This window comes from Rathayibacter sp. AY1D9 (genome assembly GCF_002932395.1).
Taxonomy (GTDB): Bacteria; Actinomycetota; Actinomycetes; order Actinomycetales; family Microbacteriaceae; genus Rathayibacter.
Genome location: NZ_PSVQ01000022.1, coordinates 12,122 through 35,174 on the forward strand (window position 1 = coordinate 12,122; position 23,053 = coordinate 35,174).

The following is a 23,053-nucleotide window of genomic DNA, read 5'->3' on the forward strand; positions in this document are numbered from 1 at the left end:
CGCCTTTGCCGACGCGGGGGAGTGGTCGTGCGCCGCGCGCGAGCGCGACGGAGTGGGGACGGGCTTCCCGCCTTGCAGCGAATTGTGGTGGCGGCCGCGCTGGCTCTACCTGCTGGTGGTGTGCGCCCGCTCGCGTCGATCGCGGCCTGGTGCGGAGCCCGGTGGGAGCGGTGACCGGCGATCCGCGTTCCAGCGGATCGTTGAAGCGCGGACGCAGGACGCTCCGCGGAACGCGATCGCCGGTTCGGGCCGACCGCGGGCGAGCGGCGAGCGGAGCGAGGAGCGAGCCACAGCTGACACCGCTCAGCGGTAACCGGCGATCCGCGTGCGAGCGGATCGTCGTAGCGCGGACGCGACCCGCTCCGCGGACCGCGATCGCCCGCTCGGGCCGACCGCGGGCGAGCGGCGAGCGGCGAGCGGAGCGAGGAGCGAGCCACAGTAAACTCAGCGTCATGGAGATCGAGATCGGGCGCGCCAAGCGCGCCCGCCGCGCGTACGCCTTCGACGACATCGCCGTCGTCCCGAGCCGCCGGACGCGCGACCCCGAGGTCGTGTCGGTGAAGTGGTCGATCGACGCGTACCAGTTCGCGACGCCGATCCTCGCCGCGCCGATGGACTCGGTGGTGTCGCCGGCGACGGCGATCCGGCTCGGGCATCTGGGGGCGCTGGGCGTCCTCGACCTGGAGGGCCTGTGGACGCGGTACGAGGACCCGGAGCCGCTGCTCGAGGAGATCCGCAGGCTTCCGGCCGAGACCGCGACGCAGCGGATGCAGGAGATCTACTCCGCTCCGATCCGCCCCGAGCTGGTGACCGCGCGCCTGGCCGAGATCCGCGCCGCGGGCGTGACCGTCGCCGGGGCCCTGTCGCCCCAGCGGACCGCGGAGCTCTACCAGACCGTCGTCGACGCCGGGGTCGACGTGTTCGTCATCCGCGGCACGACCGTCTCGGCCGAGCACGTCTCGCGCGCTACCGAGCCGCTGAACCTCAAGAAGTTCATCTACGAGCTCGATGTGCCCGTCATCGTCGGCGGCGCCTCCACCTACACCGCGGCCCTGCACCTCATGCGCACGGGCGCCGCGGGCGTCCTCGTCGGGTTCGGCGGCGGTGCCGCCTCCACCACTCGCACGACGCTCGGCATCCAGGCTCCGATGGCGACCGCGGTCGCCGATGTCGCCGGCGCTCGCCGCGACTACCTCGACGAGTCGGGCGGACGCTACGTGCACGTCATCGCGGACGGCGGCCTCGGCACCTCCGGCGACATCGTGAAGGCCGTCGCGGTGGGCGCGGACGCCGTGATGCTCGGCTCGGCGCTGGCGCGCGCGACCGACGCTCCGGGCGGCGGCTGGCACTGGGGCGCGGAGGCGCACCACCCGCAGCTGCCGCGAGGCCGCCGCGTCGAGGTCGGCACCGTCGGCACCCTCGAGCAGGTCCTCTACGGCCCGGCGACCGGCGCCGACGGCACGGCGAACCTCATCGGCGCCCTGCGCCGCTCGATGGCGACGACCGGCTACTCCGACCTCAAGGAGTTCCAGCGGGTCGAGGTCGTCGTCGCGCCGTACCAGCCCAGCTGACGCTCACTGACCGAGGCGATCCTGACCGTCGAGGCCGCCGCGAACAGCGGGCTCCCTCGACGGCCCGGGGGTCCGTCGACGCGGCGGACGCGGGCCCGGGTCGGCCGGACGATCAGCGGGCGGGCATCGCAGGCCTCGCGTCGGCCCCAGCGGACGACGCTGCGGACCCGATCCTCCCGGCAATTCACGGCGAGAAGCACGTGCTCGGGCGAGCGGTCCCGGAGGAACGCCGGGGCGATTCGGATCGACGGCGGTCTGCGCCAGATCCGAGACGGCGCGTCCGTCGATCAGTGCGGGTGGGGGCGGACGCGCGCTCCGCGACGCCGTTCCACGTCCGGCTGCCCAGGTCAGTCGCCCCTCGACATGCACGGTCTCCGCGAGCGGCTCGACCAAGGGGCGTCCCGGACCGCCGCCGCCGACTCGCGGAGGACGAAGGGCGCGCTCCAGGTCGCGGCCACGGCGTCGATCCGCGCCCGCTGCCGCTCGTCCGCGGAGGCCCCCGCCCACTCGCCGGTCCGCGCGTACCGCGGCGCAGCCGCACGGACTCGTCCGACCGGCGGCACGCCCCGTCTCGACAGATCCCCACTGCACGCTTCCGCCCCCCTTCCCTCCCTCCGCTCCCTCTGTGGAGACTCCCCCCACCACCTGTGGGCAGCGAGGGAACGCAGGACCGCCGAGCCCGCCGGGAACTGCGGGATCCCTCGGCGGGTCGGGGTTCCCTCGGCAGGAGGGCCCCGCACGCGCCTAAGCTGGAAGTCCCGAGTGGGAGCGCCGCACGGCGCGGAGGGAGCACGCATGGTCGAGGTCCGCAGGGTCAAACTGCCCGGTGTCGGCGTTCTGCACACGTTCCTGACGGCCGACGGCGGCAAGGTCGGGGTCATCGCCCACCGCTCCGGCCACAGCGACCTGATCACGTTCGCCGAGGGCGACCAGGACGGCGCCAAGGTGTCCCTCCGCCTGAGCGACGACGAGGCGCACACCCTCGCCGAGCTCCTCGGCGGCACGCAGATCACGGAGTCGCTGACCGCGCTCGATCAGATCCCGGGCCTCTCGATCGACTGGTTCACCGTCGACTACGACGACCACATCGCCGGACAGCAGCTCGGCAAGCCCGCCGACCGAGGGATCGTCGGGCTGACCGTCGTCGCCGTGGTCCGGGGCGACGCCGCCAATCCGGCGCCGGCCCCCGACTTCCGCGTCTTCCCCGGCGACACCCTCGTGGTCGCCGGCAGCCCCGAGAAGGTCGCCAAGGCGTTCGCGTTCTTCCGCACCGGCAGCTTCGCCAAGACGGTCGACGCCCCGCCCGGAGCCTGAGGATGCACCACGGCGAAGACCTCATCGTCCTCGGCGTCCTGTTCGTCGTCGCCTACGTCCTCGGCCGGCTGGGGAGGACGATCGGGCTCCCGGCCATCCCGATCTACATGGTCGTCGGGCTCCTCGCGAGCCCGAACTTCCACCTCTTCCCGCTCGACTTCGAGTCGAGCTACATCGAGCTGACCGCGGTCTTCGGGCTGATACTCCTGCTGTTCAACCTCGGCCTGGAGTTCGACCAGGACGAGTTCTTCGGGAACGCCGGCCGCCTGATCCTCTCCGGCGGCTCCTACATCGCGGTCAACATGGCCGTCGGCCTCGGCTTCGGCTTCGCGCTGGGCTGGGGGAGCCGCGAGGCGCTGATCATCGCCGGCATCACGGCGACGAGCTCGAGCGCGATCGTCACCAAGCTGCTGATCGAGCTCAAGCGCCTGGCGAACCCCGAGACGCCGATGATCCTGGGCGTCACGGTCGTCGAGGACATCTTCATCGCGGTCTACCTGGCGATCGTGTCCGTGGTGCTCTCGGGCGAGACGGAGCCGTGGCCGGTGGTGCTCAAGCTCGTCATCGCGTTCGCGTTCCTCGTGGTGATGTTCGCGATCGCCCGCTGGGGCGGGAAGGTCGTCTCCCGCTTCTTCCGCACCCGCGACGACGAGCTGTTCACGATCCTGTTCTTCGGTCTCGCCATCCTGTTCGGCGGCATCGGCGAGGTCCTCGGAGTGACGGACGCGATCGGCGCGTTCCTGATCGGACTGGTCATCGGAGCGACGCGGTTCCGGTCGAGGGTCGAGCACATCGCGATCCCGCTGCGCGACGTGTTCGGAGCCTTCTTCTTCGTCAACTTCGGTCTCGGGCTGGATCCCGGTGCGTTCCCGAGCGTCGTGGTCCCGGTGCTGATCGCCGCGGTGATGACCATCGTCCTGAACCTCGGCGCGGGGCAGTTCGTCGCGTGGCTCAACAAGCTCGGACCGCGCGCGGGCCTGAACGCGGCGTTCATCCTGCACAACCGCGGCGAGTTCGCGCTCATCCTGGCGACGCTCTCGCTCTCGGCGGGGCTCGACGAGCGGATCCAGCCCTTCGCCGGCCTCTACGTGCTGATCATGGCGATCGTCGGGCCGATCCTCGCCTCGCGCTCCGAGAGCATCGGCGCGTTCCTCTCGCGGCGGCGGCACCGCCCGGCACCCGCAGCGGCCACGGCCATGGACGAGGAGGACTTCGCGCTCGTGGAGGCGGCGATGGCCGCGCCCGCCGTCTCCGCGGAGGAGGCCCCCGCTCCTCCGAGGCGCCCCGCGGAGCCGGACGAGCTCGACGACGAGTTCCCCGATCCGATGCGCCAGGCGCTCATCGACCAGGCGATGCAGCAGTCCGACGGCGCCGACGACGCCCGGCCCCGCCGCCCGAGGGAGCCCGACTACTGATCCCACGGAGCTCCCACACTCACGGGTTAGGCTCGATCCGGCCCGCGGGACACCGCACGGATCGAGGGCGGACGAGGGACGAATGACGCAGAGCACGGTCGGGCAGGTGGCCCGGCGCCCGCGCTGGATCGCCGCGCTGGCGCTCGCACTCCTGATCGCCGGGCTCTTCGCCGCGCTCGGGCAGTGGCAGGTCGGCCGCGCGGTCGAAGCCGCCGCGCCCGACTCCGGAGTGTCGGAGACGACGCTCCCGCTCGCCGAGGTCGCGACCCCCTCCCGCTCGATCACGGCGACCGCCGACGGACAGCGCGTGGAGGGCTCGTCCGTCTTCGTGCCGGGCGGTGCCGAGATCCTCGGCGGCCGCCTGAACGGCGAGCAGCCGGGCTGGTGGGTCATCGCCCGTACCCGCACCGCCGACGCCGACCTGGTGCTCGCCTACGGCTGGACGCAGGACGAAACGCAGGCGCAGTCCGTCGCGGACGCGCTCAACAGCGGGAGCGAGCAGGCGCCCTCCTCCTTCACCGGCCGCCTCGTGGCCAACGAGGCCGCGGAGGCGCCGGCGGAGGGTCTGGACCCCGCCACCCTCACCGCGCTCTCCGTCCCCGCGCTGATCAACCGCTGGCCGGACCCGCCGCAGGACGTCTACCAGGGCTACGTCGTCGTCGACGAGCCGGTCGCCGGACTCGGGGCCATCGACTCCCCGGCGCGCGTGAGCGACGTCTCGCTGAACTGGCTCAACGTCTTCTACGCGATCGAGTGGGTCGTCTTCGCCGGCTTCGCCCTCTACCTCTGGTTCCGCCTCGTCAAGGACGCGTGGGAGCGCGAGGCCGAGGAGGCGCTCGACGCCGAGGAGCGCGCCCGCGCCGACCTGGGCGACCGGGCCGAGGCCCCCGCCCCCGCACCGTAAACTGGTCGTCATGCCCCTCGAGCCCAAGCCCGCGCAGTTCCCTGCGATCCGGAGCGCGCTGCGCTTCTACCGGGTGACCTCGATCATCACCGGCGTGATGCTGCTCCTGCTCTGCGCGGAGATGCTCCTCAAGTACGTCTTCCACCTCGAGCTGTTCGCCTTCGGCCAGCAGGGCGTCCTGCACTTCGCCCCGATGTACGAGGTGCCCGGAGGCGAGTTCACGTCGAGCGGCACCGGCGCGAACCTGTCCACCGGCATCCTGATCGCGCACGGCTGGTTCTACGTCGTCTACCTCTTCGCCGACTTCCGCCTGTGGAGCCTCATGCGCTGGCCGTTCACGCGCTTCGTGCTCATCGCGCTCGGCGGCGTGGTGCCCACCCTCTCCTTCTTCGTCGAGACCCGCATCGCCCGCGAGGTCGAGCAGTACCTCGAGCGCCGGACCGCCGGCACCGACCCGAAGACCCCGACCGACTCCGTGGAGGCCCCCCATTAGCGAGCAGCCCACCGCTCCCCAGCCGCACCTGGCCGCGCAGCCCGTCCTCGTCGTCGACTTCGGCGCGCAGTACGCGCAGCTGATCGCCCGCCGGGTCCGCGAGGCGAACGTCTACTCCGAGATCGTGCCCTCCAACGCCACGGCCGCCGAGATCGCCGCGAAGTCGCCCGTCGGCATCATCCTCTCGGGCGGCCCCTCCAGCGTGTACGAGGAGGGCGCCCCGCAGCTCGACCCCGCGATCTTCGACCTCGGGGTCCCGGTCCTGGGCATCTGCTACGGCTTCCAGGTGATGGCGAAGACGCTCGGCGGCGAGGTCGCCAACACGGGGCTGCGCGAGTACGGAGCGACGGACGCCGCCCTCTCGACCGACGGTGGCGTGCTCCTCGGCGAGCAGCCCGCCGACCAGACGGTGTGGATGAGCCACGGCGACTCGGTCGCACAGGCGCCCGAGGGCTTCGAGGTCCTCGCCTCCACGAGCTCCACCCCGGTCGCCGCCTTCGGCAACGACGAGCGCCGCCTCTACGGCGTGCAGTGGCATCCGGAGGTCAAGCACTCCGCCTACGGCCAGGCCGTCATCGAGAACTTCCTCCACCGCGCCGCGGGCATCCCGGCCGACTGGAACTCCTCCAACGTGATCGACGACCAGGTCGCCGTGATCCGCGAGCAGGTCGGCACCGGACGCGTCATCTGCGGCCTGTCCGGCGGAGTCGACTCCGCCGTCGCCGCTGCGATCGTGCACCGTGCCATCGGCGACCAGCTCACCTGCGTCTTCGTCGACCACGGACTCCTCCGCAAGGACGAGCGCCGCCAGGTCGAGGAGGACTACGTCGCCGCGACCGGCGTCCGCCTGGTCACCGTCGACGCGCGCGAGCAGTTCCTCGACGCGCTCGCCGGCGTCAGCGACCCGGAGCAGAAGCGCAAGATCATCGGCCGCGAGTTCATCCGCACCTTCGAGGCCGCCGCCGAAGCGCTCGTGCTCGAAGCCCAGGGCGAGGGCGAGACGATCGACTTCCTCGTCCAGGGCACGCTCTACCCCGACGTCGTCGAATCCGGCGGCGGCACCGGCACCGCCAACATCAAGTCCCACCACAACGTCGGCGGACTCCCCGAGGACCTGCAGTTCGCGCTCGTCGAGCCGCTCCGCACCCTCTTCAAGGACGAGGTCCGCGCGATCGGCCGCGAGCTCGGCCTCCCCGAGGTCATCGTCGGCCGCCAGCCCTTCCCCGGACCCGGCCTCGGCATCCGCATCGTCGGCGAGGTCACCCAGGAGCGGCTCGACCTCCTCCAGGACGCCGACGCCATCGTCCGCGCCGAGCTCACCGCCGCCGGCCTCGACACCGAGATCTGGCAGTGCCCCGTCGTCCTCCTCGCCGACGTCCGCTCCGTCGGAGTCCAGGGCGACGGCCGCACCTACGGCCACCCCATCGTCCTGCGCCCCGTCTCCTCGGAAGACGCGATGACCGCCGACTGGACCCGCCTGCCCTACGACCTCCTCGCCAGAATCTCCAACCGCATCACCAACGAGGTGAGCGGCGTGAACCGGGTGGTGCTGGATGTGACGTCCAAGCCCCCCGGCACCATCGAGTGGGAGTGATTCCGCGGGTCTCCGCACGGTCATCTGCGGCGTTGTCGGCGGTTGCGATACCTCCGGTATCGCGCCCTTCTCCGCCTTGCAGCTGACCGCGCGGAGACCCGCGGAACGTCAGGAACGGCTCCCTTCGAAGGGGCCGTTTCTTGTTGACGGGAGCGGGTGGGGGAACGAGCCCCTGCGGGGCCGTTCCCGGGATGCAGGTCGGGGAACGAGCTCAGGTGGCTGTTCAGGGAACGGGTGGCCGCGGTTCGGCCGGGGGATCGGTCGGGGTTGACCGGTGCCTGGCGAGGCGTTCCGAGTGGCGGTCAGCGGGACGAGGCCCTGCGGGGACGTTCCTGGGGTGCCGGCGGAGAAGCGAGCTCCTGCCGAGCGGTCGGGGAACGCGGGTCGGCGCTGGTCCGGGGGCCGAGGTGCAGGCGGCAGGCGCGCGAGCGCGGGTCAGGCGGGGGTGTCGAGCACGCCGATGAAGCGGGTGCCGATGCCGTCGTACTCGTCGCGGCGGTGGCCCTCGGGGTGGTGCGGCCAGGAGGCGGGGGAGTGGTCCTCGCAGACGAGGAACGTGAACTCGGGCCACCACTTCTTCGGGCGGGCGGCCTCGGAGCGGCCGCAGACGGCGCAGTCGAGGGTCACCCACACGGGACGCCTGCCGGTGCGGTTCGCGCGCGACTGGACGAGCCAGGCGGGCGGATCCTGCTCGAGGGCGGCGAGCTCCTCCTCCGACAGACGGGTGGGGATGCCGTGCCGCGTCGCCATCTCGAGGGGGATGTCGAGGCGCTGAGCGGCCTCGCGACGCGTGATCATCCGGCCACCCTAACCCAGCGCCGCGCGCGGACCCCGAGGTCGCAGCGACGCGCGCGCGAGCAGCCACTCCAGCGGGCCCTGCCCCACGAGCCGCCTCCAGAGGAGAGCGGCGACGATCGAGCCGACCACGAAGACGCCGAGCAGCGTCCAGCTGCGCCACGCCTCGAAGTCGAACGGCTCGTACGGGACCAGGTACACCGCCAGCGCCACGAGCTGCAGCGAGTAGATCGTCAGCGGCATCGCACCGACGGCCGCGATCGGAGTCGCCGCCCGTGCCAGGAGCGGCAGCCGCTGCAGCAGAGCCGTCAGCGCGCCGAGGACCACGCAGGCGACCCCGCCCGCCCCGAGGAGCTCGGCGGTGGTGCTGGCGTGCGCCTCCACCGCCTCCGGACCCCCGAGCAGCAGCCCGCCGCCGTAGCCGAGCACGGCCGAGACGGCGCCGCCGACGACGACCCAGCGCTGGGTGGTCGCGGACCGGACGTCGCAGCGCGCGATCAGGAGGCCGAGCACCACGTACGCCAGCCACGACGGCACCGGGTAGTACTGGGTGAGCCAGATGAGGGGCTGCGCGGCCAGGAGCGCCTCGTCGGGCGACAGGGTCGAGAGCCAGGAGCCGCCGGCGCTCGTCAGCGCGTCGACCGCGAGGGGCCCGGCGATCGCCGCGACCGCGACCAGCACGGCGAGGACCGCCCGCGGCAGGAAGAGCAGCAGCGCCGCGACGAGGAACATCACCCCGTAGTGCGGCAGGATCACCGCGATCGGCGTCCCGAGCAGGGTGAGGGCGACGCCGATGACGAGCAGGTACAGCCCGCGGAGCAGGATCGATCCCGTGTCGTGCCAGGGCCGCGAGGAGCGCTGTGATCCGCCCGTCATCAGCCCGATCGACACTCCCGCCAGCACGGCGAAGAGGACGGAGCTGCGGCCGTTCCAGAGCATCTCGCTCTCGACCGGGGCGAGGTGGGCGGCGAACATGCCGAGGACGGCCAGGCCGCGAGCGACGTCGAGGCCGACGATCCGGGAGTCTGCGGCGCTCATCCCTCCATCGTGCCAGGCGCTCCCGGCAGTGCACCGGGAACGACGCTGGGGCCGGGAACGACGACGGGCGCCCGACCCGGAGGTCGAGCGCCCGTCGGACGTGGTGCGCCGTGCTACTCGCGGAAGATCGCGACGAGGCGCAGGATCTCCAGGTACATCCAGACGACGGTGACCAGGATGCCGTAGGCGCCGGTCCAGCCGTAGATGCGGGGGAGGCGGTTGCGCACGCCCTGCTGGATGAACTCGAAGTCCATCACGAGCGAGTACGTGGCGAGCGCGACGGCGATGAGGCCGATCACGATGCCGATGAAGCCGGTGCGGAGACCGAAGCCGCCGCCGACGCCGAAGAGGCCGAGGCCCAGGTTCACCAGCGAGAACACCGCGTAGCTGATCATGCCGATGAAGAAGATCTTGTTGAGCTTCGGCGAGGTGCGGATCTTGCCGTTCATGAACAGCGCCAGGGTGACGCCGATCACGATGACGGTCGCCATGAGGGCCTGGACGACCGCTCCGGCGTACGCGCTCTCGAAGAACTTCGAGATCGCGCCGACCGCGATGCCCTGGGTCGCGGCGTAGCCGAGGATCAGGGCGGGCGACGGCTGCTTCTTGAAGGCGTTGACGATGCCCAGCACCAGCGCGACGAGCACGGCGGGGAGCATCAGGCCCGGGACGAACCAGCCGACGGCCGCACCCGCGAGGAGCACGACGAAGGCGAGGGCGGTCTTGGCGAGGGTGTCCTCGACGGTCATCCGGTCGGTCTCGACGGAGCCGGCGGCCGGACGGGAGTACATCTGGTCGAGCGTGCCGGGGGAGACGTCCGGGAGGTCCTGCACGCGGCCGGCGTAGCCGCGGTTGCTGAACTCCGGGCGTCCGAAGGCCGGATTGTTGCTTGCCATGGTTCCTCTTCTCTCAGGTGCGCTGGTCTCCGAGGGAACTCGCGGATCTGAGTCGCTGTGGGTGCGGGGTGCGCCGCGGATCCGAGAGGACTGCGACGATGGACACCACCTTATCTGAGAGCACCTCTCAGAGTCTGGCTGTTCTCTTCGAGCGGACCTCGACTCCGCTGCGAGCCGTGCAGAGCCGCCCGTAGGATCGCGGCATGCCCGCGCGCCAGTCACCGCTCGTCATCGGCCACCGCGGAGCGAGCGGCTACCGACCGGAGCACACCCGCTCCGCCTACGAGCTGGCGATCGCGCTGGGCGCCGATGCGCTCGAGCCCGATCTGGTGGCGACCCGCGACGGCGTGCTCGTCCTCCGCCACGAGAACGAGATCTCCGGCACGACGGACGTCGAGAAGCGCCCGGAGTTCGCTGCACGCCGCACCACCAAGCGGATCGACGGCCGCGAGATCACCGGCTGGTTCACCGAGGACTTCACCTGGGACGAGCTGTCGGAGCTGCGGGCCCGCGAGCGGCTGCCGGCGGTGCGCAGCTCCAGCGCCACGTTCGACGGCCAGTTCCCGCTGCTGCGCTTCAGCGAGCTGCTGGCGCTGCTGGACCGGGCGGCGGAGGACGATCCGCTCGCTCCGCCGGGGCTCGTCGCCGAGATCAAGCACGCGACGTACTTCGCCGGGATCGGGCTGCCGCTGGACGTGCTGCTGCGCGAGGAGCTCGCCGCCGCGGGCTGGGGTCCGCGCGACCCGCGGCTCACGATCGAGAGCTTCGAGAAGACCGTGCTGGAGCGGCTCGCGGTGAGCGGAGTCGGCACCCGCCGGATCTACCTGCTCGAGTCGCGCGGCGCCCCGCCCGACCTCGTGGCCGCCCACGGCGCCGACGCGGCCCCCTACTCCGCCTTCACCACGCCGGCGGGACTGCGGAACCTCGCCGGAGCCGTCGACGGGATCAGCGTCGACAAGAGCATGCTCTTCTCGCGGGACGCGGCCGGCCGGGCGACGGGGACCGGTCCGCTCGTCGAGGACGCGCACGCGGCCGGGCTCGAGGTCTACTGCTGGACGCTGCGCGCCGAGAACCGATTCCTCGAGAAGGTGCACCGCCGCGGGAAGGACCCGGCGGAGTACGGCGGCTGGCAGGAGGAGTTCGCGATGATCCTCCGCTCGGGAGTGGACGGCGTCTTCGCCGACCAGCCCGATCTGGCGATCGAGGCGCGGGCGGCCGAGCAGGAGCGCCTGCTCCGCGGCTGAACCCGGATCGTGATCGGGCGCTCCTCCGGCGCGTGCCGAGCGGACGCGGAGGCTGCGCTGGCATCATCGGCTCACCACCGCCCGCCCGACCCTCGAGAGGAGGCCCCGTGTCCACCCGAGAGCGCATCACCCGCCGCTGGATCACCACCGCCGTCCTCGCCGTGATCGGCGTCGCCGTCGTGTACTGGCTCGCCGTGCTCACCCCTCAGGGCCAGGGCGTCGAGAACTCGGGGCTCCGGGGAGCCGACCTCGTCTTCGGCCGCGCCACCGGCGCCGCCGCGGGGGCGCTCGCGGACGTCACCCCGCTCTCCATGGTCGTCGGCGCCCTGCTCGTCGCGGCGATCGCACTGATCCGGAGGCGCCCGGCGCTGGCCGTCGCCTCCGTCGGCTCGATCGTCGTCACGGCCGGGCTCACCCAGCTGCTCAAGAACGTGGTCCTCGAGCGGCCCGAGCTGGTCGACACCGACTCCTGGTACACCGGCGGCAGCTTCCCGAGCGGGCACACCGCGGCGGCCGTCTCGGTGGTCTTCGCCCTGGCGATGGTCGTCCCCGGGCGCGCGCGGACCGTCGTGCTCGCGCTGGGCGGCGCGGTCGTGGTGCTGGTCGGCAACCTGACGATGGCCGCCTCCTGGCACCGGGCGAGCGACGTCCTCGGGGCCGACCTCGTCGCGCTCGCCTCCGCCTCCGCCGCCTGCGCGTGGCTGACCACCAGGGCCCAGGTGGGCCGAGCGCCGAAGAGGCCCGCGCGGCGCGGGGTGAACCGGCTGCTCCTGGTGTGCTCGGTGATCGTGGTGGTGCTGCTCGCGGCTCTCGCCGTCCAGGGCATCCAGTACTACCCCGACGACACGAAGGACCTCACCGCCTTCGCGCTCCTGCAGCTCCTGGCGGTGTCGACGTCGGCGCTCGCCGTGCTCGGCTTCTCCCTCGCGTGGCGCGGACTGGACGTCGGTGGGGCGCTCACCTCGCCCGCGCCGCGTCAGCGGACCGCCTGACCGCTCCCGGTGTCGGAGGGGCGATCTACACTCGGAGGGACATGAGCTTCCTCTTCGATCCGAGCGACTCCCGCGCCACCCCGGTCATCGTCGGTCCCCCCGGCGGCCCCGGGGACGCGCCCCGCACCGACCCGGCGCACGAGCAGCTCGTCGCGGGGCTGAACCCCCAGCAGCGCGAGGCGGTCGAGTACCGCGGAGACGCGCTGCTCGTCGTCGCGGGTGCGGGCTCGGGCAAGACCAGCGTCCTCACCCGGCGCATCGCGAGCCTCCTGGGCAACGGCGAGGCCTGGCCGAGCCAGATCCTCGCGATCACGTTCACCAACAAGGCCGCGGCCGAGATGCGCGAGCGCGTCGAGAAGCTGGTGGGGCAGAGCGCCGAGGGGATGTGGATCTCGACGTTCCACTCCGCGTGCGTGCGGATCCTGCGCCGCGAGGCCGAGAACTTCGGCATGACCAAGTCGTTCACGATCTACGACTCGGGCGATCAGCGGGCCCTGCTCAAGCGCATCGTGAAGGACCTCGAGGCCGACTCGCTCGGGATCACCGTCGCGAGCGCCTCCGCGAAGATCTCCAAGCTCAAGAACGAGCTCGCCGACGTCGACTCCTACGCCCGCACCGCGAACCTCAGCGACCCGAACGAGGAGATGTTCCTCCAGGTCTTCCGGGCCTACTCGCGGGCGCTCGAGGGGGCGAACGCGTTCGACTTCGACGACCTGATCGCGCAGACCGTCTACCTCTTCCGCGCCTTCCCGCACGTCGCCGCGAAGTACCAGCGGCGCTTCCGCCACGTGCTGGTCGACGAGTACCAGGACACGAACCACGCCCAGTACTCGCTGATCCACGAGCTGACCCGGCCCGTGCCGCCGGCGACGATGGCCGCGGCGCAGTTCGACCGCCCCTACCGCGGACCGGTCACGGCCGACGGCTCCATCCCGGGGGCCTCGCTCACCGTCGTCGGCGACTCGGACCAGTCCATCTACGCGTTCCGCGGCGCCGACATCCGCAACATCGTCGAGTTCGAGCGCGACTTCCCGGGCTGCCGCGTGATCCTGCTCGAGCAGAACTACCGCTCGACGCAGAACATCCTCTCGGCGGCCAACGCCGTCATCTCGAACAACTTCGACCGTCGCGCGAAGAACCTCTGGTCCTCCAGCGGCGACGGGGAGAAGATCGTCGGCTACACCGGTTACTCGGGTCACGACGAGGCGCAGTTCGTGGTCGACGAGATCGCCCGCCTGCACGCGGCGGGCACGGGCTACGACGAGATCGCGGTCTTCTACCGCACCAACGCGCAGACCCGCGCGCTGGAGGAGATCTTCATCCGCTCCGCGCTGCCCTACCGGATCCTGGGCGGCACGAAGTTCTACGAGCGCGCCGAGATCAAGGACGCCCTGGCGTACCTGATCACGGTGGCGAATCCGGCCGACGTGCTGGCGCTGCGGCGCATCATGAACACTCCGAAGCGGGGCATCGGCCCCGCGACGGAGGCGCAGCTGCAGTCGTTCGCCGACACCAACGCGGTGACCCTGCGGGAGGCGATGCGCAACGCCGGCTCGCTCGGGATGGGCCCGAAGGTGACGAAGGCGATCGTCGACCTCGCGACCCTCCTCGACGAGTGCGCGCTGATGCTCGACCCCGCACGGGAGGGCGGCGAGGCGAAGGTGCACGAGGTGCTGACGGCGCTCCTCACCCGCAGCGGCTACCTCGACATGCTCCGCGCCAGCCGCGACCCGCAGGACGAGGCCCGCGCCGAGAACGTCGACGAGCTCATCGCCGTCACCAAGGAGTTCGCGCGCAACAACCCGGACGGCGGGCTCGTGGACTTCCTCACCGAGGTCTCGCTGGTCGCCGCGGCCGACGACCTCGACGACGACTCCGGCACCGTCTCGCTGATGACGCTGCACACGGCGAAGGGCCTCGAGTACGACGCCGTGTTCCTCACCGGCATCGAGGAGGACCTGCTCCCGCACCGCATCTCGGCGAACGAGCCCGGCGGCCCGGCCGAGGAGCGGCGGCTGTTCTACGTGGGGATCACCCGGGCCCGCAAGCGCCTCTACCTCTCGCTCGCGATGACCCGCGCGCAGTACGGCGAGACGTCGGTCGCGATGCCGAGCCGGTTCCTGCAGGAGATCCCGGGAGAGCTGATCCAGTGGCGCCAGTCGCCCGGCGCGGCGACCTCGCGCGGCGGCACGCAGCCCCGGGCCCTGAACGCTCAGCGGCCCGGCTTCGGCAAGTCGCGATCGAACACCGAGTTCCGGGAGGCGCTCGCCGCGGCGCCGAAGGCCAAGGGCGAGTTCCCGAACCGGATCACCGGCATGGTGCGCGACAACGGCGACCTCGAGCTGATCCCGGGCGACCGCATCCGGCACATCGACTTCGGTGAGGGGCGCGTGAACGCGGTGACGGGCGAGGGCTCGAAGCGCGTCGCGCACGTGCTCTTCGACCAGGTGGGCGCGAAGAAGCTGCTGATCAAGGTCGCGCCGATCGAGAAGATCTAGTCCGGTGGCGGCCGGATCGGCGGCCGCGCGGCTCGCGACGGAGGCGTTCTCCCCGGCGGTCCTCGCGGTGCTCGTGCCGGTCGTGGTCGGCGCGCGCGTCGCGGATCCGCCCCTGCTGGGCGTCGCCTGGGGAGCGCTCGCGGCGCTCTTCGTCGGCGTGGTGCCCTACCTCGTCATCCGTCTGCTGATGCGCACCGGCCGGATCCACGGCGACCATCACGTGCCCGACCGGCGCGAGCGGGCGCTGCCGATCGCGCTGGCGCTGGTGTCGATAGCGGCCGGCCTGGTACTGCTCGCCGTGCTCGGCGCTCCTGCCGCGGTGACCACGTTCGGCGTGGTGACGGTGGCCGTGGTGCTCGCCGTCGGCGTGGTCAACCTGGTCTGGAAGCTGTCCGGGCACGCGGCGGTGGTCGCCACCTGCGCCGTCGTCGTGCTGATCGCCTACGGACCGCTCTCCCTGCTGATCAGCGTGCCCATCGTCCTCTGGGTGCTCTGGTCGCGGGTGCGCCTCGGCGCGCACACCCCCGCCCAGGTCCTCGCGGGCGCCGCCGTCGGCACCGTCCTCGCCGGGACCGTCTGGTCCCTGCTCGGCTGACGTCCGTCCCTTCCCGTGTGCCCTCTGGTCGCCGTCCGCGAGATTCCACTCGAGTGGGAGGTACGCCGTGGCGGGCTCACCCGAGCGGCATCTCGCGGAAGTGGTCAGCCGGCGTAGCGCGCGACGAGCTCCCGCTTGAGGATCTTGCCGCTGGGCCCGAGCGGGAGGGCGTCGACGAACTCGACGCGGCGGGGGAACTTGAAGGCGGCGAGGTGCTCGTTCGCGTAGGCGATCAGCTCCTCCGCGGTGGCGGTCGCCGACGGGGCGAGGATCACCGCGGCCATCACCTCCTGGCCGTGGCGCTCGTCCGGGATCCCGAAGACCGCTGCGTTCTGCACGGCCGGGTGCCCGATCAGCACCTCCTCGACCTCGCGCGGGTACACGTTGTAGCCGTTGCGGATGATCATGTCCTTCGTGCGGTCGAGGATGCGGACGTAGTCCTCCTCGTCCTTCGTGCCCAGGTCGCCGGTGCGGAACCAGCCGTCGATCACCGCCTCCGAGGTCGCCGCCGGATTGCCGAGGTACCCCTTCATCAGGTTGTGCCCGCGCACCACGATCTCGCCGAGCTCGCCCCGGGGGAGCAGCTCGACGCGGTCGGTCACGTCGGGGCGGGCGACCTCGACCTCGACGCCCCAGATCGGCGTGCCGACCGTGCCCGGCCGCGGCGGGACTCCGACGTGGTTGAAGGTGGCGACCGGGGAGGTCTCGGTGAGCCCGTAGCCCTCGTAGATCTCGACGCCGAACACCTCGCGGAAGCGCTCGATCACGGCGACGGGCAGCGCGGCGCCTCCCGAGACCGCGTAGCGCAGCGGCGGCCGGTCCTCGCGCCGGGTCGCGGCGTCGAGCAGGGCGACGTACATCGTGGGCACGCCCTCGAAGACCGTGCAGCCGTGGGCGATCATCGCCTCGAGCGCGGCGTCGCCGTCGAACTTCGGCACCAGGACGACCGTCGCGGCGGTGCGGAAGGCCGTGTTCATCGCGCAGACCTGCCCGAAGGTGTGGAAGAGCGGCAGCGCCCCGAGCACCACGTCGCCGCGGTGCAGGTCGAACGTGTTCATCAGCAGGACGTCCGACTGCGAGACGATCGCGAAGTGCGTCCCCTCGGCCCCCTTCGGACGGCCGGTGGTGCCGCTGGTGTAGAGGATCGTCGCCGTGTCGGAGGGGGAGCGGGGCACGTAGCCGTCGATCGGAGTCGCCTCCGCGGCGAGGTCCTCCAGGCGCGGAAGGGGCGAGGCGGTGCCGTCGGGCACCATCACGCTCAGCACGGGAACGTCGGCGAGGTCCGCTCCGGCGGCCCCCTCGGCGAGCAGCGGAGCGGCGCACACGAGCGCGACGGCTCCGGAGTCGCGCAGGACGTAGGCGATCTCGTCGTGCTTGAGCAGGGCGTGCACCGGGACCACCACGGCGCCGAGCGCGAGGACGGCGAAGTAGCCGCGGGGGAAGTCGGGGACGTTCGGGACGAGCAGGGCCACGCGGTCGCCCGGTCCGATCCCCTGGGCGCGCAGGGCTCCGGCGTAGGCACGGGTCTGCCGCCAGAGGGTCGCGTAGTCGACGGCCTGCTCGCCGACGCGGATGGCGATCGTGTCAGGGGTGCGCCGCGCCGCCTCCGCCAGGATGGCCGCGACGGAGAGGGTGCCGAAGCCGGCGGCGGGCGGGGGAGCGGCGGGGGCCTCGGCCGTGCGGGGTTCGGTGATGCTCATCAAGGCTCCAGTCGTCGTTGACCGCCGCGGCGGATGCCGGGTGCTTCACCGTAGATCCGCCGGGCGGCCGCGTCGAGCGATCCGCACCGGATGTTCAGCACGGACGGGCGGGGAGTGCGCATCCCGGCGCCGAGCGGAAGGGGGTGCGGGAGGCGCGGGCGGCTGCCTACAGTCGGACTGCTGCGGCCCGGTTCCGCGGGTCGGACGACGGGAGGCGCGATGCGCGGCGAGGCGACGCTCTACACGGATGCGGTGGTGACGGCTCCGTTCGCCCTCGCGGTGATCGCAGAGGCGACCGGCTCGCGAGTGGTCGGCGCGCGGACCGCGGACGCGCACGTCCCGCTCTACAGCGGTCCGACGAGCGCGCGGGTCGAGATCGCGGGGTTCGGCGACAGCGTGCCGGTCACCGTCGACGTGCGCGACGAGCGCGGGATCGACGAGGCGCGTGCGGCCGCGCAGGCGCTCGGGCTGGAGCTCGCCGCCTACGCGGGCTGGGAGGTCGTGGCCGGCTTCTGAGCGTCGCGTCGGACCCGGGCGAGGTAGTAGCGGCTGGGCGCCGTCCTCACGATCGCGGGAAGCAGGCGGTAGGCGGCGAAGGTGCGCGAGAGCGCCCGCTCGAACCGCGCCTCCTGCCGTGCGGTCCAGTGGAAGCCGAAGGGCTCGCGGAGCGCCGCCGGGAGCAGGCCGGCGGTGATCAGGCGGAGGTAGGGGCCGAGCGGGCGCAGGTACCAGGCGGCGATGCTCGGGCCCAGCAGGTCGTGGGCGACGCGGCGGGCGGCGGGCGTGACGTCGAGGCGCTCCACCTCCCGCTCCCAGTAGGCGTCGAACGCGGTGCGGGAGTCGGGCCAGAGGTCCGCGGGCATCTGCAGGGCCGCGCCGACGACGACGGAGCGGCGCACGATGTCGTCCGCCTCCTCCTCGCTCAGTGCACCGAAGGCGCCCTCGTAGAGCTGCAGCATCGACTGGGTGAGCGTCGCCGCGACCCAGCGCTGCAGCTCCGGGTCGAAGGCCGTGTAGCCGGGGCCGCGCACGGGCACGTGCGCCCTGTTCACGCGGCGGCGGACGGCGCGGACGTCCTCGGGAGTGCCGTAGTGCAGGACGTAGAGGTAGGAGAGCGTCCCGTGCAGGCGGTTCACGGCCCGGTGCACGAAGTCGGAGTGGTCGGCGACGCCCTGCCCGACCGCCGGGTGCGCGATCTGGAGGAGGATCGCGCGCGCCCCCGCCAGCAGGAACACGCCCTCGCGGAAGACGTCCGGGGTGCGGGTGGCCGACGACATGGCTCCACGCTACGCGGGAGCGGCGGGCGGAGGAGGGGCCGGTGACCCCCGGCGGGCGTCCGGCGGGCGCGGAGCGACCGCACGGGAAGCCCCCGGCGGGTGCGGAGTAGACTCGGCGCGGCCCAGGGACAGTGCCGAGACTCCGGCGTCGTCCGGGCCACCTCGAACTCGAAACGCAAGCGCGCTCGGCGCGGAATGGGAATGCAGCGTGGATCTCTTCGAATACCAGGCCCGTGATCTGTTCGAGAAGTACGGCGTCCCCGTGCTCCCGGGCATCGTCGCCGACACGCCGGAGGAGGTGCGCGCCGCGGCGGAGAAGCTGGGCGGCGTCACCGTCGTCAAGGCGCAGGTCAAGATCGGCGGCCGCGGCAAGGCGGGCGGCGTGAAGGTCGCGAAGACCCCCGAGGACGCGTTCGCCGCGGCGCAGTCGATCCTCGGCCTCGACATCAAGGGCCACGTCGTCAAACGCGTCATGGTCGCCGGCGGTGCGCGCATCGACCGCGAGTTCTACTTCTCGGTGCTGCTGGACCGGGCCAACCGCTCCTACCTCTCGCTCACCTCCTACGAGGGCGGCATGGAGATCGAGCAGCTCGCCGTCGAGCGCCCCGACGCCCTCGCGCGCGTCGAGGTCGTCCCCGGCCAGGGCATCGACCAGGCCAAGGCCGAGGAGATCGCCCGCGCGGCGAAGTTCCCGGAGGAGCTGATCGCCAAGGTCGCGCCCGTCCTGGTGAAGCTGTACGACGTCTACACCGGCGAGGACGCCACGCTCGTCGAGGTGAACCCGCTCGTGCTCACCGAGGAGGGCGACATCGTCGCGCTCGACGGCAAGGTCTCGCTCGACGAGAACGCCGGCTTCCGCCACGCGGACCACGCCGCGCTCGAGGACAAGGACGCCGCCGACCCGCTCGAGGCGAAGGCCAAGGAGAACGACCTCAACTACGTGAAGCTCGACGGCGAGGTCGGCATCATCGGCAACGGCGCGGGCCTGGTCATGTCGACCCTCGACGTCGTCGCCTACGCCGGAGAGAGGCACAACGGCGTGAAGCCGGCCAACTTCCTCGACATCGGCGGCGGAGCCTCCGCCCAGGTGATGGCGAACGGCCTCGACGTGATCCTCGGCGACGAGCAGGTCAAGAGCGTCTTCGTCAACGTCTTCGGCGGTATCACCGCGTGCGACGCGGTCGCCAACGGCATCCTCCAGGCGCTCGAGATCCTCGGCGACTCGGCCACGAAGCCGCTCGTCGTCCGCCTCGACGGCAACAAGGTCGAGGAGGGCCGCGCGATCCTCCAGGCCGCCGCCAACCCGCTCATCACGCTCGCCGCGACCATGGACGAGGGCGCCGACAAGGCCGCCGAACTCGCCGCCGCGTAACGGACCCGACGACTCAAGGAATCAGAGAACAAGCATGTCGATCTTCCTCACCAAGGACTCCAAGGTCATCGTCCAGGGCATCACCGGCGGCGAGGGCACCAAGCACACCGCGCTGATGCTCAAGGCCGGCACGAACGTGGTCGGCGGCGTCAACGCCCGCAAGGCCGGCACGACCGTCACCCACGGCGACGTCGAGCTCCCCGTCTTCGGCACCGTGAAGGAGGCGATGGAGGCCACCGGCGCCGACGTCTCCATCGCGTTCGTGCCGCCCGCCTTCTCGAAGGACGCCGTCATCGAGGCGATCGACGCCGAGATCGGCCTCCTCGTCGTCATCACCGAGGGCATCCCGGTGCAGGACTCCGCGGAGTTCTGGGCGTACGCGCAGGAGAAGGGGAACAAGACGCGGATCATCGGCCCCAACTGCCCCGGCATCATCACGCCGGGCGAGTCGCTCGTGGGCATCACCCCCGCGACGATCACCGGCAAGGGCCCGATCGGCCTCGTCTCGAAGTCGGGCACCCTGACCTACCAGATGATGTACGAGCTGCGCGACCTGGGCTTCTCGACCGCGATCGGCATCGGCGGCGACCCGATCATCGGCACGACGCACATCGACGCGCTCGCCGCGTTCGAGGCCGACCCCGAGACGAAGGCGATCGTGATGATCGGCGAGATCGGCGGCGACGCCGAGGAGCGCGCCGCGGACTTCATCAAGGCGAACGTCACGAAGCCCGTCGTCGGCTACGTCGCGGGCTTCACCGCCCCCGAGGGCAAGACGATGGGCCACGCCGGCGCCATCGTCTCCGGCTCGGCCGGCACCGCGCAGGCCAAGAAGGAGGCCCTCGAGGCCGCGGGCGTGAAGGTCGGCAAGACGCCCTCCGAGACGGCCGCCCTGCTCCGCGAGGTCTACGCGGCGCTCTAGCGCCCGTCCTCCCCGCACCACCGTCGGAACGGACGGTGCCCCTGCTCCGGCGGGCGGCGCCGTCCGTTCCGTCGTCGGGGCGGGCCTGGCCGGAGTAGCGTCGCAGCGTGACCCGCCGCCTCGGACTCGACCTGCTGACCTTCGTGCCGTACCCGGAGGGCCCCGAGCAGCCCGGCGACGCCGCGCGGAGCCTCGAGGACGGGCTCGCTCTGCTCGAGCTCGCCGAGGAGCTCGGCTACGGCACCGGCTGGGTCCGCGTGCGGCACTTCGAGCGCTACCTCGCGTCTCCGATGACCTTCTTCGCGGCCGCCTCCCAGCGGACCCGCCGCCTCCGCCTCGGGACCGCGGTCATCGGCGTCCGCTACGAGTCGCCCGTGCGCCTCGCCGAGGACGCCGCGACCGTGGACCTGCTCTCGGGCGGACGCCTCGACCTCGGCGTCAGCAGCGGCTTCGCGCATCTCTCCTCCGTCTTCGACGGGGTGTTCGGGCAGGCCGAGCGCCACTTCCGCGAGGAGGCGCAGGAGCGCATCGCGCGACTCCGCGAGGCGCTCTCGGGCGCCGTGCTCGGCGTCGCGGAGTCGGCCCTGATGTCGGTCCCGGTCGGCGCTCCGCTCGTCCAGCAGCCGCACGCGCCCGGCCTCGCCGACCGGCTCTGGTACGGGGCGGGAACAGTGTCCTCCGCGGTTCGGGCAGGCGAGCAGGGCATGCACCTGCAGGTGTCCACGCTCAACACGGAGGAGACGGGCCTGCCGTTCGCCGAGCAGCAGGCGGTGCAGATCCGTGCCTACCGCGAGGCCTTCGCCGCCGCGCACTCGGGGCGCACGTCCAGGGTGACGGCGGGCCGCATCGTGCTGCCGCTGCTCGACGCCGCCGACGAGGAGGCGCACCGCCCCTTCATCGAGGGCTACCTCGCGCGGATGGACGACGAGGGCCGCCCCCGCACGGCCGACCGGTCGATCATCGCCGCCCCGATGCGCTTCAGCCCCCTCCACGTCGGGAGCCCGGAGCGGATCGTCGCGTCGCTCGCCGCGGATCCGGCGCTCGCGGAGGCGGACGCGCTCACGGTGACGCTCCCGGCGGTCGGCGGGGTGGAGTCGCACCGGCGCATCCTGCGCGCCGTCGCGGAGCGCATCGCCCCGCAGCTGGGCTGGACGCCCGGGGCCTGAGGATCAGCGCCGCGCGAGCAGTGCCCGGACGGGCCGCTGCAGAAGGAGCAGAAGCAGCCACCAGAGCCCGACCGACGGGACCAGCAGCGCCAGCGCCAGTGCGACGAGGAGCAGCGCGAAGGGCAGCAGGGCGGGCGCGAGCGGCAGGGGCCCTGCGCCGGGCCGCCTGAGCTCCGGGTGCCGGGAGAGGCGCAGCTCGATCAGGACCAGCGCCCCGCTCATCGCGGCCATGGTGCCGATGTAGAGCCCGATCGTCGCCCGGGAGTCCGGGAACAGCGCCAGCGCGCTCGTCGAGAACGGGAAGAACGCCAGCCCGGCCAGCCAGAGCAGATCCAGCCACACCAGGGCGCCGTCGTAGTCCCCGGCGATCTCGAAGACGCGGTGGTGGGGGATCCAGAAGACGGCGATGACCGCGAAGGAGAGCGCGAAGGCGAGGACCGAGTCCAGGTGCTCCGCGAGCAGCGCCGGGACTCCGCCGCCCTCCCGGGCGACCTCGGGAGCCAGCTGCACCAGCGGCAGGACGAGGACGGTGATGGCGATGGCGGCGGTCGCGTCCGAGAAGTTGACGAGCCGGTCGAGCCCGCGCTCCGTCCGGCGGTGGGCCGCTCGTCCCCCGGGGCGACCGCGGTGCACCAGGCGCTCGATCGGACCCGAGAGCAGGAGCAGCAGGAGCGCGAACATGTTGACGGCCGGCACGGCGACGGCGAGCACGAGGGCCGCGAGGAGGACGCTGATCACGATCAGCGACCTCGAGAGGGAGCGCCGCGGTTCCGCCCCCGGGGCCAGGAGATCCGGGTCGCGGCGCACGATGAGCTGCATCGCGAGGGTCGCCGCGCTCGCCGCGATCATCGTGCCGATGTAGAGCGCGATGACGCTGCCGTCGGTGTCGAGCACGTTCGAGATCAGGTTCGCCGCGAAGGGGAGCAGCACGACCGCGGCCAGCCAGACGAAGTTCGCGACGACGAGCGCGGGCGAGTACCGGGCCACGCCCTCGAAGACGGAGTGGTGGACCGCCCACAGCCGCCCGATCACGGCGAACGTGATGAAGAAGGCGGAGAGGGTGCCGTAGTGACCTGTGAGGAGGGACCCCAGATCGGCCGCGCGGCCCTCCTCGACCACGTCGACGAGGGGGAGGACAAGGAACGTGATGGCGATGGCGACGACGGCGTCGGAGAAGTTCACGAGGCGGTCCAGGCCGCGCTCCGTCCGTGCGTCCGAGGTCCCCGTCATGGCTCCGACACTAGAGGGCCGGGCGGCGCGCCCCTGA

At 72.2% G+C, this 23,053-nt stretch carries 20 protein-coding genes; 14 read left to right on the forward strand and 6 right to left on the reverse strand.

What is annotated here, in order from left to right; translation table 11 throughout:
• Positions 1-452 precede the first annotated feature (452 nt).
• From C5C50_RS10445 to guaA, 6 genes are all read left to right on the forward strand, one after another.
• Positions 453-1,571, forward strand: coding sequence for a GuaB3 family IMP dehydrogenase-related protein (locus C5C50_RS10445; RefSeq protein ID WP_104248095.1), 1,119 nt, complete (start codon positions 453-455; stop codon positions 1,569-1,571).
• A 795-nt stretch (positions 1,572-2,366) separates the two neighbouring features.
• Positions 2,367-2,885 carry a cation:proton antiporter regulatory subunit gene (locus C5C50_RS10455; protein ID WP_068256939.1) on the forward strand — a complete coding sequence of 173 codons (519 nt, stop codon included), beginning with the start codon at positions 2,367-2,369 and terminating at the stop codon, positions 2,883-2,885.
• A 2-nt stretch (positions 2,886-2,887) separates the two neighbouring features.
• On the forward strand, positions 2,888-4,300 hold the full coding sequence (locus C5C50_RS10460; RefSeq protein WP_104234167.1) for a cation:proton antiporter: 1,413 nt from the start codon (positions 2,888-2,890) through the stop codon (positions 4,298-4,300).
• Positions 4,301-4,382: 82 nt separating this feature from the next.
• Complete coding sequence (locus C5C50_RS10465) at positions 4,383-5,204, forward strand: SURF1 family cytochrome oxidase biogenesis protein (protein WP_104238461.1); 822 nt, start codon at positions 4,383-4,385, stop codon at positions 5,202-5,204.
• Positions 5,205-5,214: 10 nt separating this feature from the next.
• Positions 5,215-5,697: a DUF3817 domain-containing protein gene (locus C5C50_RS10470; RefSeq protein ID WP_104234169.1), complete on the forward strand. Its 483-nt coding sequence runs from the start codon at positions 5,215-5,217 to the stop codon at positions 5,695-5,697.
• A gap of 28 nt (positions 5,698-5,725) precedes the next feature.
• The gene (gene guaA / locus C5C50_RS10475; RefSeq protein WP_104227304.1) at positions 5,726-7,291 is read left to right on the forward strand and encodes a glutamine-hydrolyzing GMP synthase; all 1,566 of its coding nucleotides are present in this window, start codon (positions 5,726-5,728) and stop codon (positions 7,289-7,291) included.
• Between the two features lie 435 nt (positions 7,292-7,726).
• Here guaA and C5C50_RS10480 read toward each other — a convergent pair whose 3' ends face one another.
• The 3 genes from C5C50_RS10480 to C5C50_RS10490 all read right to left on the reverse strand — a co-directional run bounded on the left by C5C50_RS10480 (position 7,727) and on the right by C5C50_RS10490 (position 10,020).
• Positions 7,727-8,089 (reverse strand): DUF5997 family protein, encoded by a 363-nt coding sequence (locus C5C50_RS10480; RefSeq protein ID WP_104224739.1) that lies wholly within the window; start codon positions 8,087-8,089, stop codon positions 7,727-7,729.
• A 9-nt stretch (positions 8,090-8,098) separates the two neighbouring features.
• Positions 8,099-9,124, reverse strand: coding sequence for a DUF418 domain-containing protein (locus C5C50_RS10485; RefSeq protein WP_104273405.1), 1,026 nt, complete (start codon positions 9,122-9,124; stop codon positions 8,099-8,101).
• A 113-nt stretch (positions 9,125-9,237) separates the two neighbouring features.
• Complete coding sequence (locus C5C50_RS10490; RefSeq protein WP_104224741.1) at positions 9,238-10,020, reverse strand: Bax inhibitor-1/YccA family protein; 783 nt, start codon at positions 10,018-10,020, stop codon at positions 9,238-9,240.
• A 203-nt stretch (positions 10,021-10,223) separates the two neighbouring features.
• On the opposite strand from C5C50_RS10490, the gene C5C50_RS10495 reads away from it, so the two are divergent.
• The 4 genes from C5C50_RS10495 (at position 10,224) to C5C50_RS10510 (ending at position 15,349) form a co-directional block, all read left to right on the forward strand.
• Entirely contained in the window at positions 10,224-11,264 is a 1,041-nt protein-coding gene (locus tag C5C50_RS10495; RefSeq protein ID WP_104224742.1) for a glycerophosphodiester phosphodiesterase family protein, read from the forward strand.
• A gap of 107 nt (positions 11,265-11,371) precedes the next feature.
• Positions 11,372-12,256: a phosphatase PAP2 family protein gene (locus tag C5C50_RS10500; protein WP_104224743.1), complete on the forward strand. Its 885-nt coding sequence runs from the start codon at positions 11,372-11,374 to the stop codon at positions 12,254-12,256.
• Between the two features lie 41 nt (positions 12,257-12,297).
• A complete protein-coding gene (locus C5C50_RS10505; protein ID WP_104273406.1) occupies positions 12,298-14,754 on the forward strand; it encodes an ATP-dependent helicase in 2,457 nt (818 codons plus the stop codon).
• Positions 14,755-14,758: 4 nt separating this feature from the next.
• Positions 14,759-15,349: a phosphatase PAP2 family protein gene (locus tag C5C50_RS10510; protein ID WP_104267785.1), complete on the forward strand. Its 591-nt coding sequence runs from the start codon at positions 14,759-14,761 to the stop codon at positions 15,347-15,349.
• 104 nt (positions 15,350-15,453) lie between these two features.
• Here C5C50_RS10510 and C5C50_RS10515 read toward each other — a convergent pair whose 3' ends face one another.
• The gene (locus C5C50_RS10515; RefSeq protein WP_104273407.1) at positions 15,454-17,049 is read right to left on the reverse strand and encodes a long-chain fatty acid--CoA ligase; all 1,596 of its coding nucleotides are present in this window, start codon (positions 17,047-17,049) and stop codon (positions 15,454-15,456) included.
• 219 nt (positions 17,050-17,268) lie between these two features.
• On the opposite strand from C5C50_RS10515, the gene C5C50_RS10520 reads away from it, so the two are divergent.
• A complete protein-coding gene (locus C5C50_RS10520; protein ID WP_104224926.1) occupies positions 17,269-17,565 on the forward strand; it encodes a hypothetical protein in 297 nt (98 codons plus the stop codon).
• Here C5C50_RS10520 and C5C50_RS10525 read toward each other — a convergent pair.
• Positions 17,532-18,326 carry an oxygenase MpaB family protein gene (locus C5C50_RS10525; protein WP_104273408.1) on the reverse strand — a complete coding sequence of 265 codons (795 nt, stop codon included), beginning with the start codon at positions 18,324-18,326 and terminating at the stop codon, positions 17,532-17,534. The two genes, C5C50_RS10520 and C5C50_RS10525, sit on opposite strands and share 34 nt — an antisense overlap.
• Before the next feature lie 208 nt (positions 18,327-18,534).
• On the opposite strand from C5C50_RS10525, the gene sucC reads away from it, so the two are divergent.
• From sucC to C5C50_RS10540, 3 genes are all read left to right on the forward strand, one after another.
• Positions 18,535-19,698, forward strand: a complete 1,164-nt coding sequence (gene sucC, locus C5C50_RS10530; RefSeq protein ID WP_104224928.1) for an ADP-forming succinate--CoA ligase subunit beta — start codon at positions 18,535-18,537, stop codon at positions 19,696-19,698.
• Positions 19,699-19,732: 34 nt separating this feature from the next.
• Complete coding sequence (gene sucD, locus C5C50_RS10535; protein WP_104224929.1) at positions 19,733-20,620, forward strand: succinate--CoA ligase subunit alpha; 888 nt, start codon at positions 19,733-19,735, stop codon at positions 20,618-20,620.
• 107 nt (positions 20,621-20,727) lie between these two features.
• Complete coding sequence (locus C5C50_RS10540; RefSeq protein WP_104273409.1) at positions 20,728-21,786, forward strand: LLM class flavin-dependent oxidoreductase; 1,059 nt, start codon at positions 20,728-20,730, stop codon at positions 21,784-21,786.
• Positions 21,787-21,789: 3 nt separating this feature from the next.
• On the opposite strand, the gene C5C50_RS10545 is transcribed toward C5C50_RS10540, so the two are convergent.
• Positions 21,790-23,016, reverse strand: coding sequence for a TMEM175 family protein (locus C5C50_RS10545; RefSeq protein ID WP_181133921.1), 1,227 nt, complete (start codon positions 23,014-23,016; stop codon positions 21,790-21,792).
• Positions 23,017-23,053 lie beyond the last annotated feature (37 nt).

Excerpts from the sequence above, each read along its gene's own strand:
- C5C50_RS10460 (WP_104234167.1), top strand. The coding sequence starts at position 2,888 with ATGCACCACGGCGAAGACCTCATCGTCCTCGGCGTCCTGTTCGTCGTC.
- C5C50_RS10470 (WP_104234169.1), top strand. The coding sequence starts at position 5,215 with ATGCCCCTCGAGCCCAAGCCCGCGCAGTTCCCTGCGATCCGGAGCGCG.
- C5C50_RS10485 (WP_104273405.1), bottom strand. The coding sequence starts at position 9,124 with ATGAGCGCCGCAGACTCCCGGATCGTCGGCCTCGACGTCGCTCGCGGC.
- C5C50_RS10525 (WP_104273408.1), bottom strand. The coding sequence starts at position 18,326 with ATGTCGTCGGCCACCCGCACCCCGGACGTCTTCCGCGAGGGCGTGTTC.
- C5C50_RS10520 (WP_104224926.1), top strand. The coding sequence starts at position 17,269 with ATGCGCGGCGAGGCGACGCTCTACACGGATGCGGTGGTGACGGCTCCG.
- C5C50_RS10445 (WP_104248095.1), top strand. The coding sequence starts at position 453 with ATGGAGATCGAGATCGGGCGCGCCAAGCGCGCCCGCCGCGCGTACGCC.
- C5C50_RS10505 (WP_104273406.1), top strand. The coding sequence starts at position 12,298 with ATGAGCTTCCTCTTCGATCCGAGCGACTCCCGCGCCACCCCGGTCATC.
- C5C50_RS10495 (WP_104224742.1), top strand. The coding sequence starts at position 10,224 with ATGCCCGCGCGCCAGTCACCGCTCGTCATCGGCCACCGCGGAGCGAGC.
- sucD (WP_104224929.1), top strand. The coding sequence starts at position 19,733 with ATGTCGATCTTCCTCACCAAGGACTCCAAGGTCATCGTCCAGGGCATC.
- C5C50_RS10480 (WP_104224739.1), bottom strand. The coding sequence starts at position 8,089 with ATGATCACGCGTCGCGAGGCCGCTCAGCGCCTCGACATCCCCCTCGAG.
- C5C50_RS10455 (WP_068256939.1), top strand. The coding sequence starts at position 2,367 with ATGGTCGAGGTCCGCAGGGTCAAACTGCCCGGTGTCGGCGTTCTGCAC.
- C5C50_RS10465 (WP_104238461.1), top strand. The coding sequence starts at position 4,383 with ATGACGCAGAGCACGGTCGGGCAGGTGGCCCGGCGCCCGCGCTGGATC.
- C5C50_RS10515 (WP_104273407.1), bottom strand. The coding sequence starts at position 17,049 with ATGAGCATCACCGAACCCCGCACGGCCGAGGCCCCCGCCGCTCCCCCG.
- C5C50_RS10545 (WP_181133921.1), bottom strand. The coding sequence starts at position 23,016 with ATGACGGGGACCTCGGACGCACGGACGGAGCGCGGCCTGGACCGCCTC.
- C5C50_RS10490 (WP_104224741.1), bottom strand. The coding sequence starts at position 10,020 with ATGGCAAGCAACAATCCGGCCTTCGGACGCCCGGAGTTCAGCAACCGC.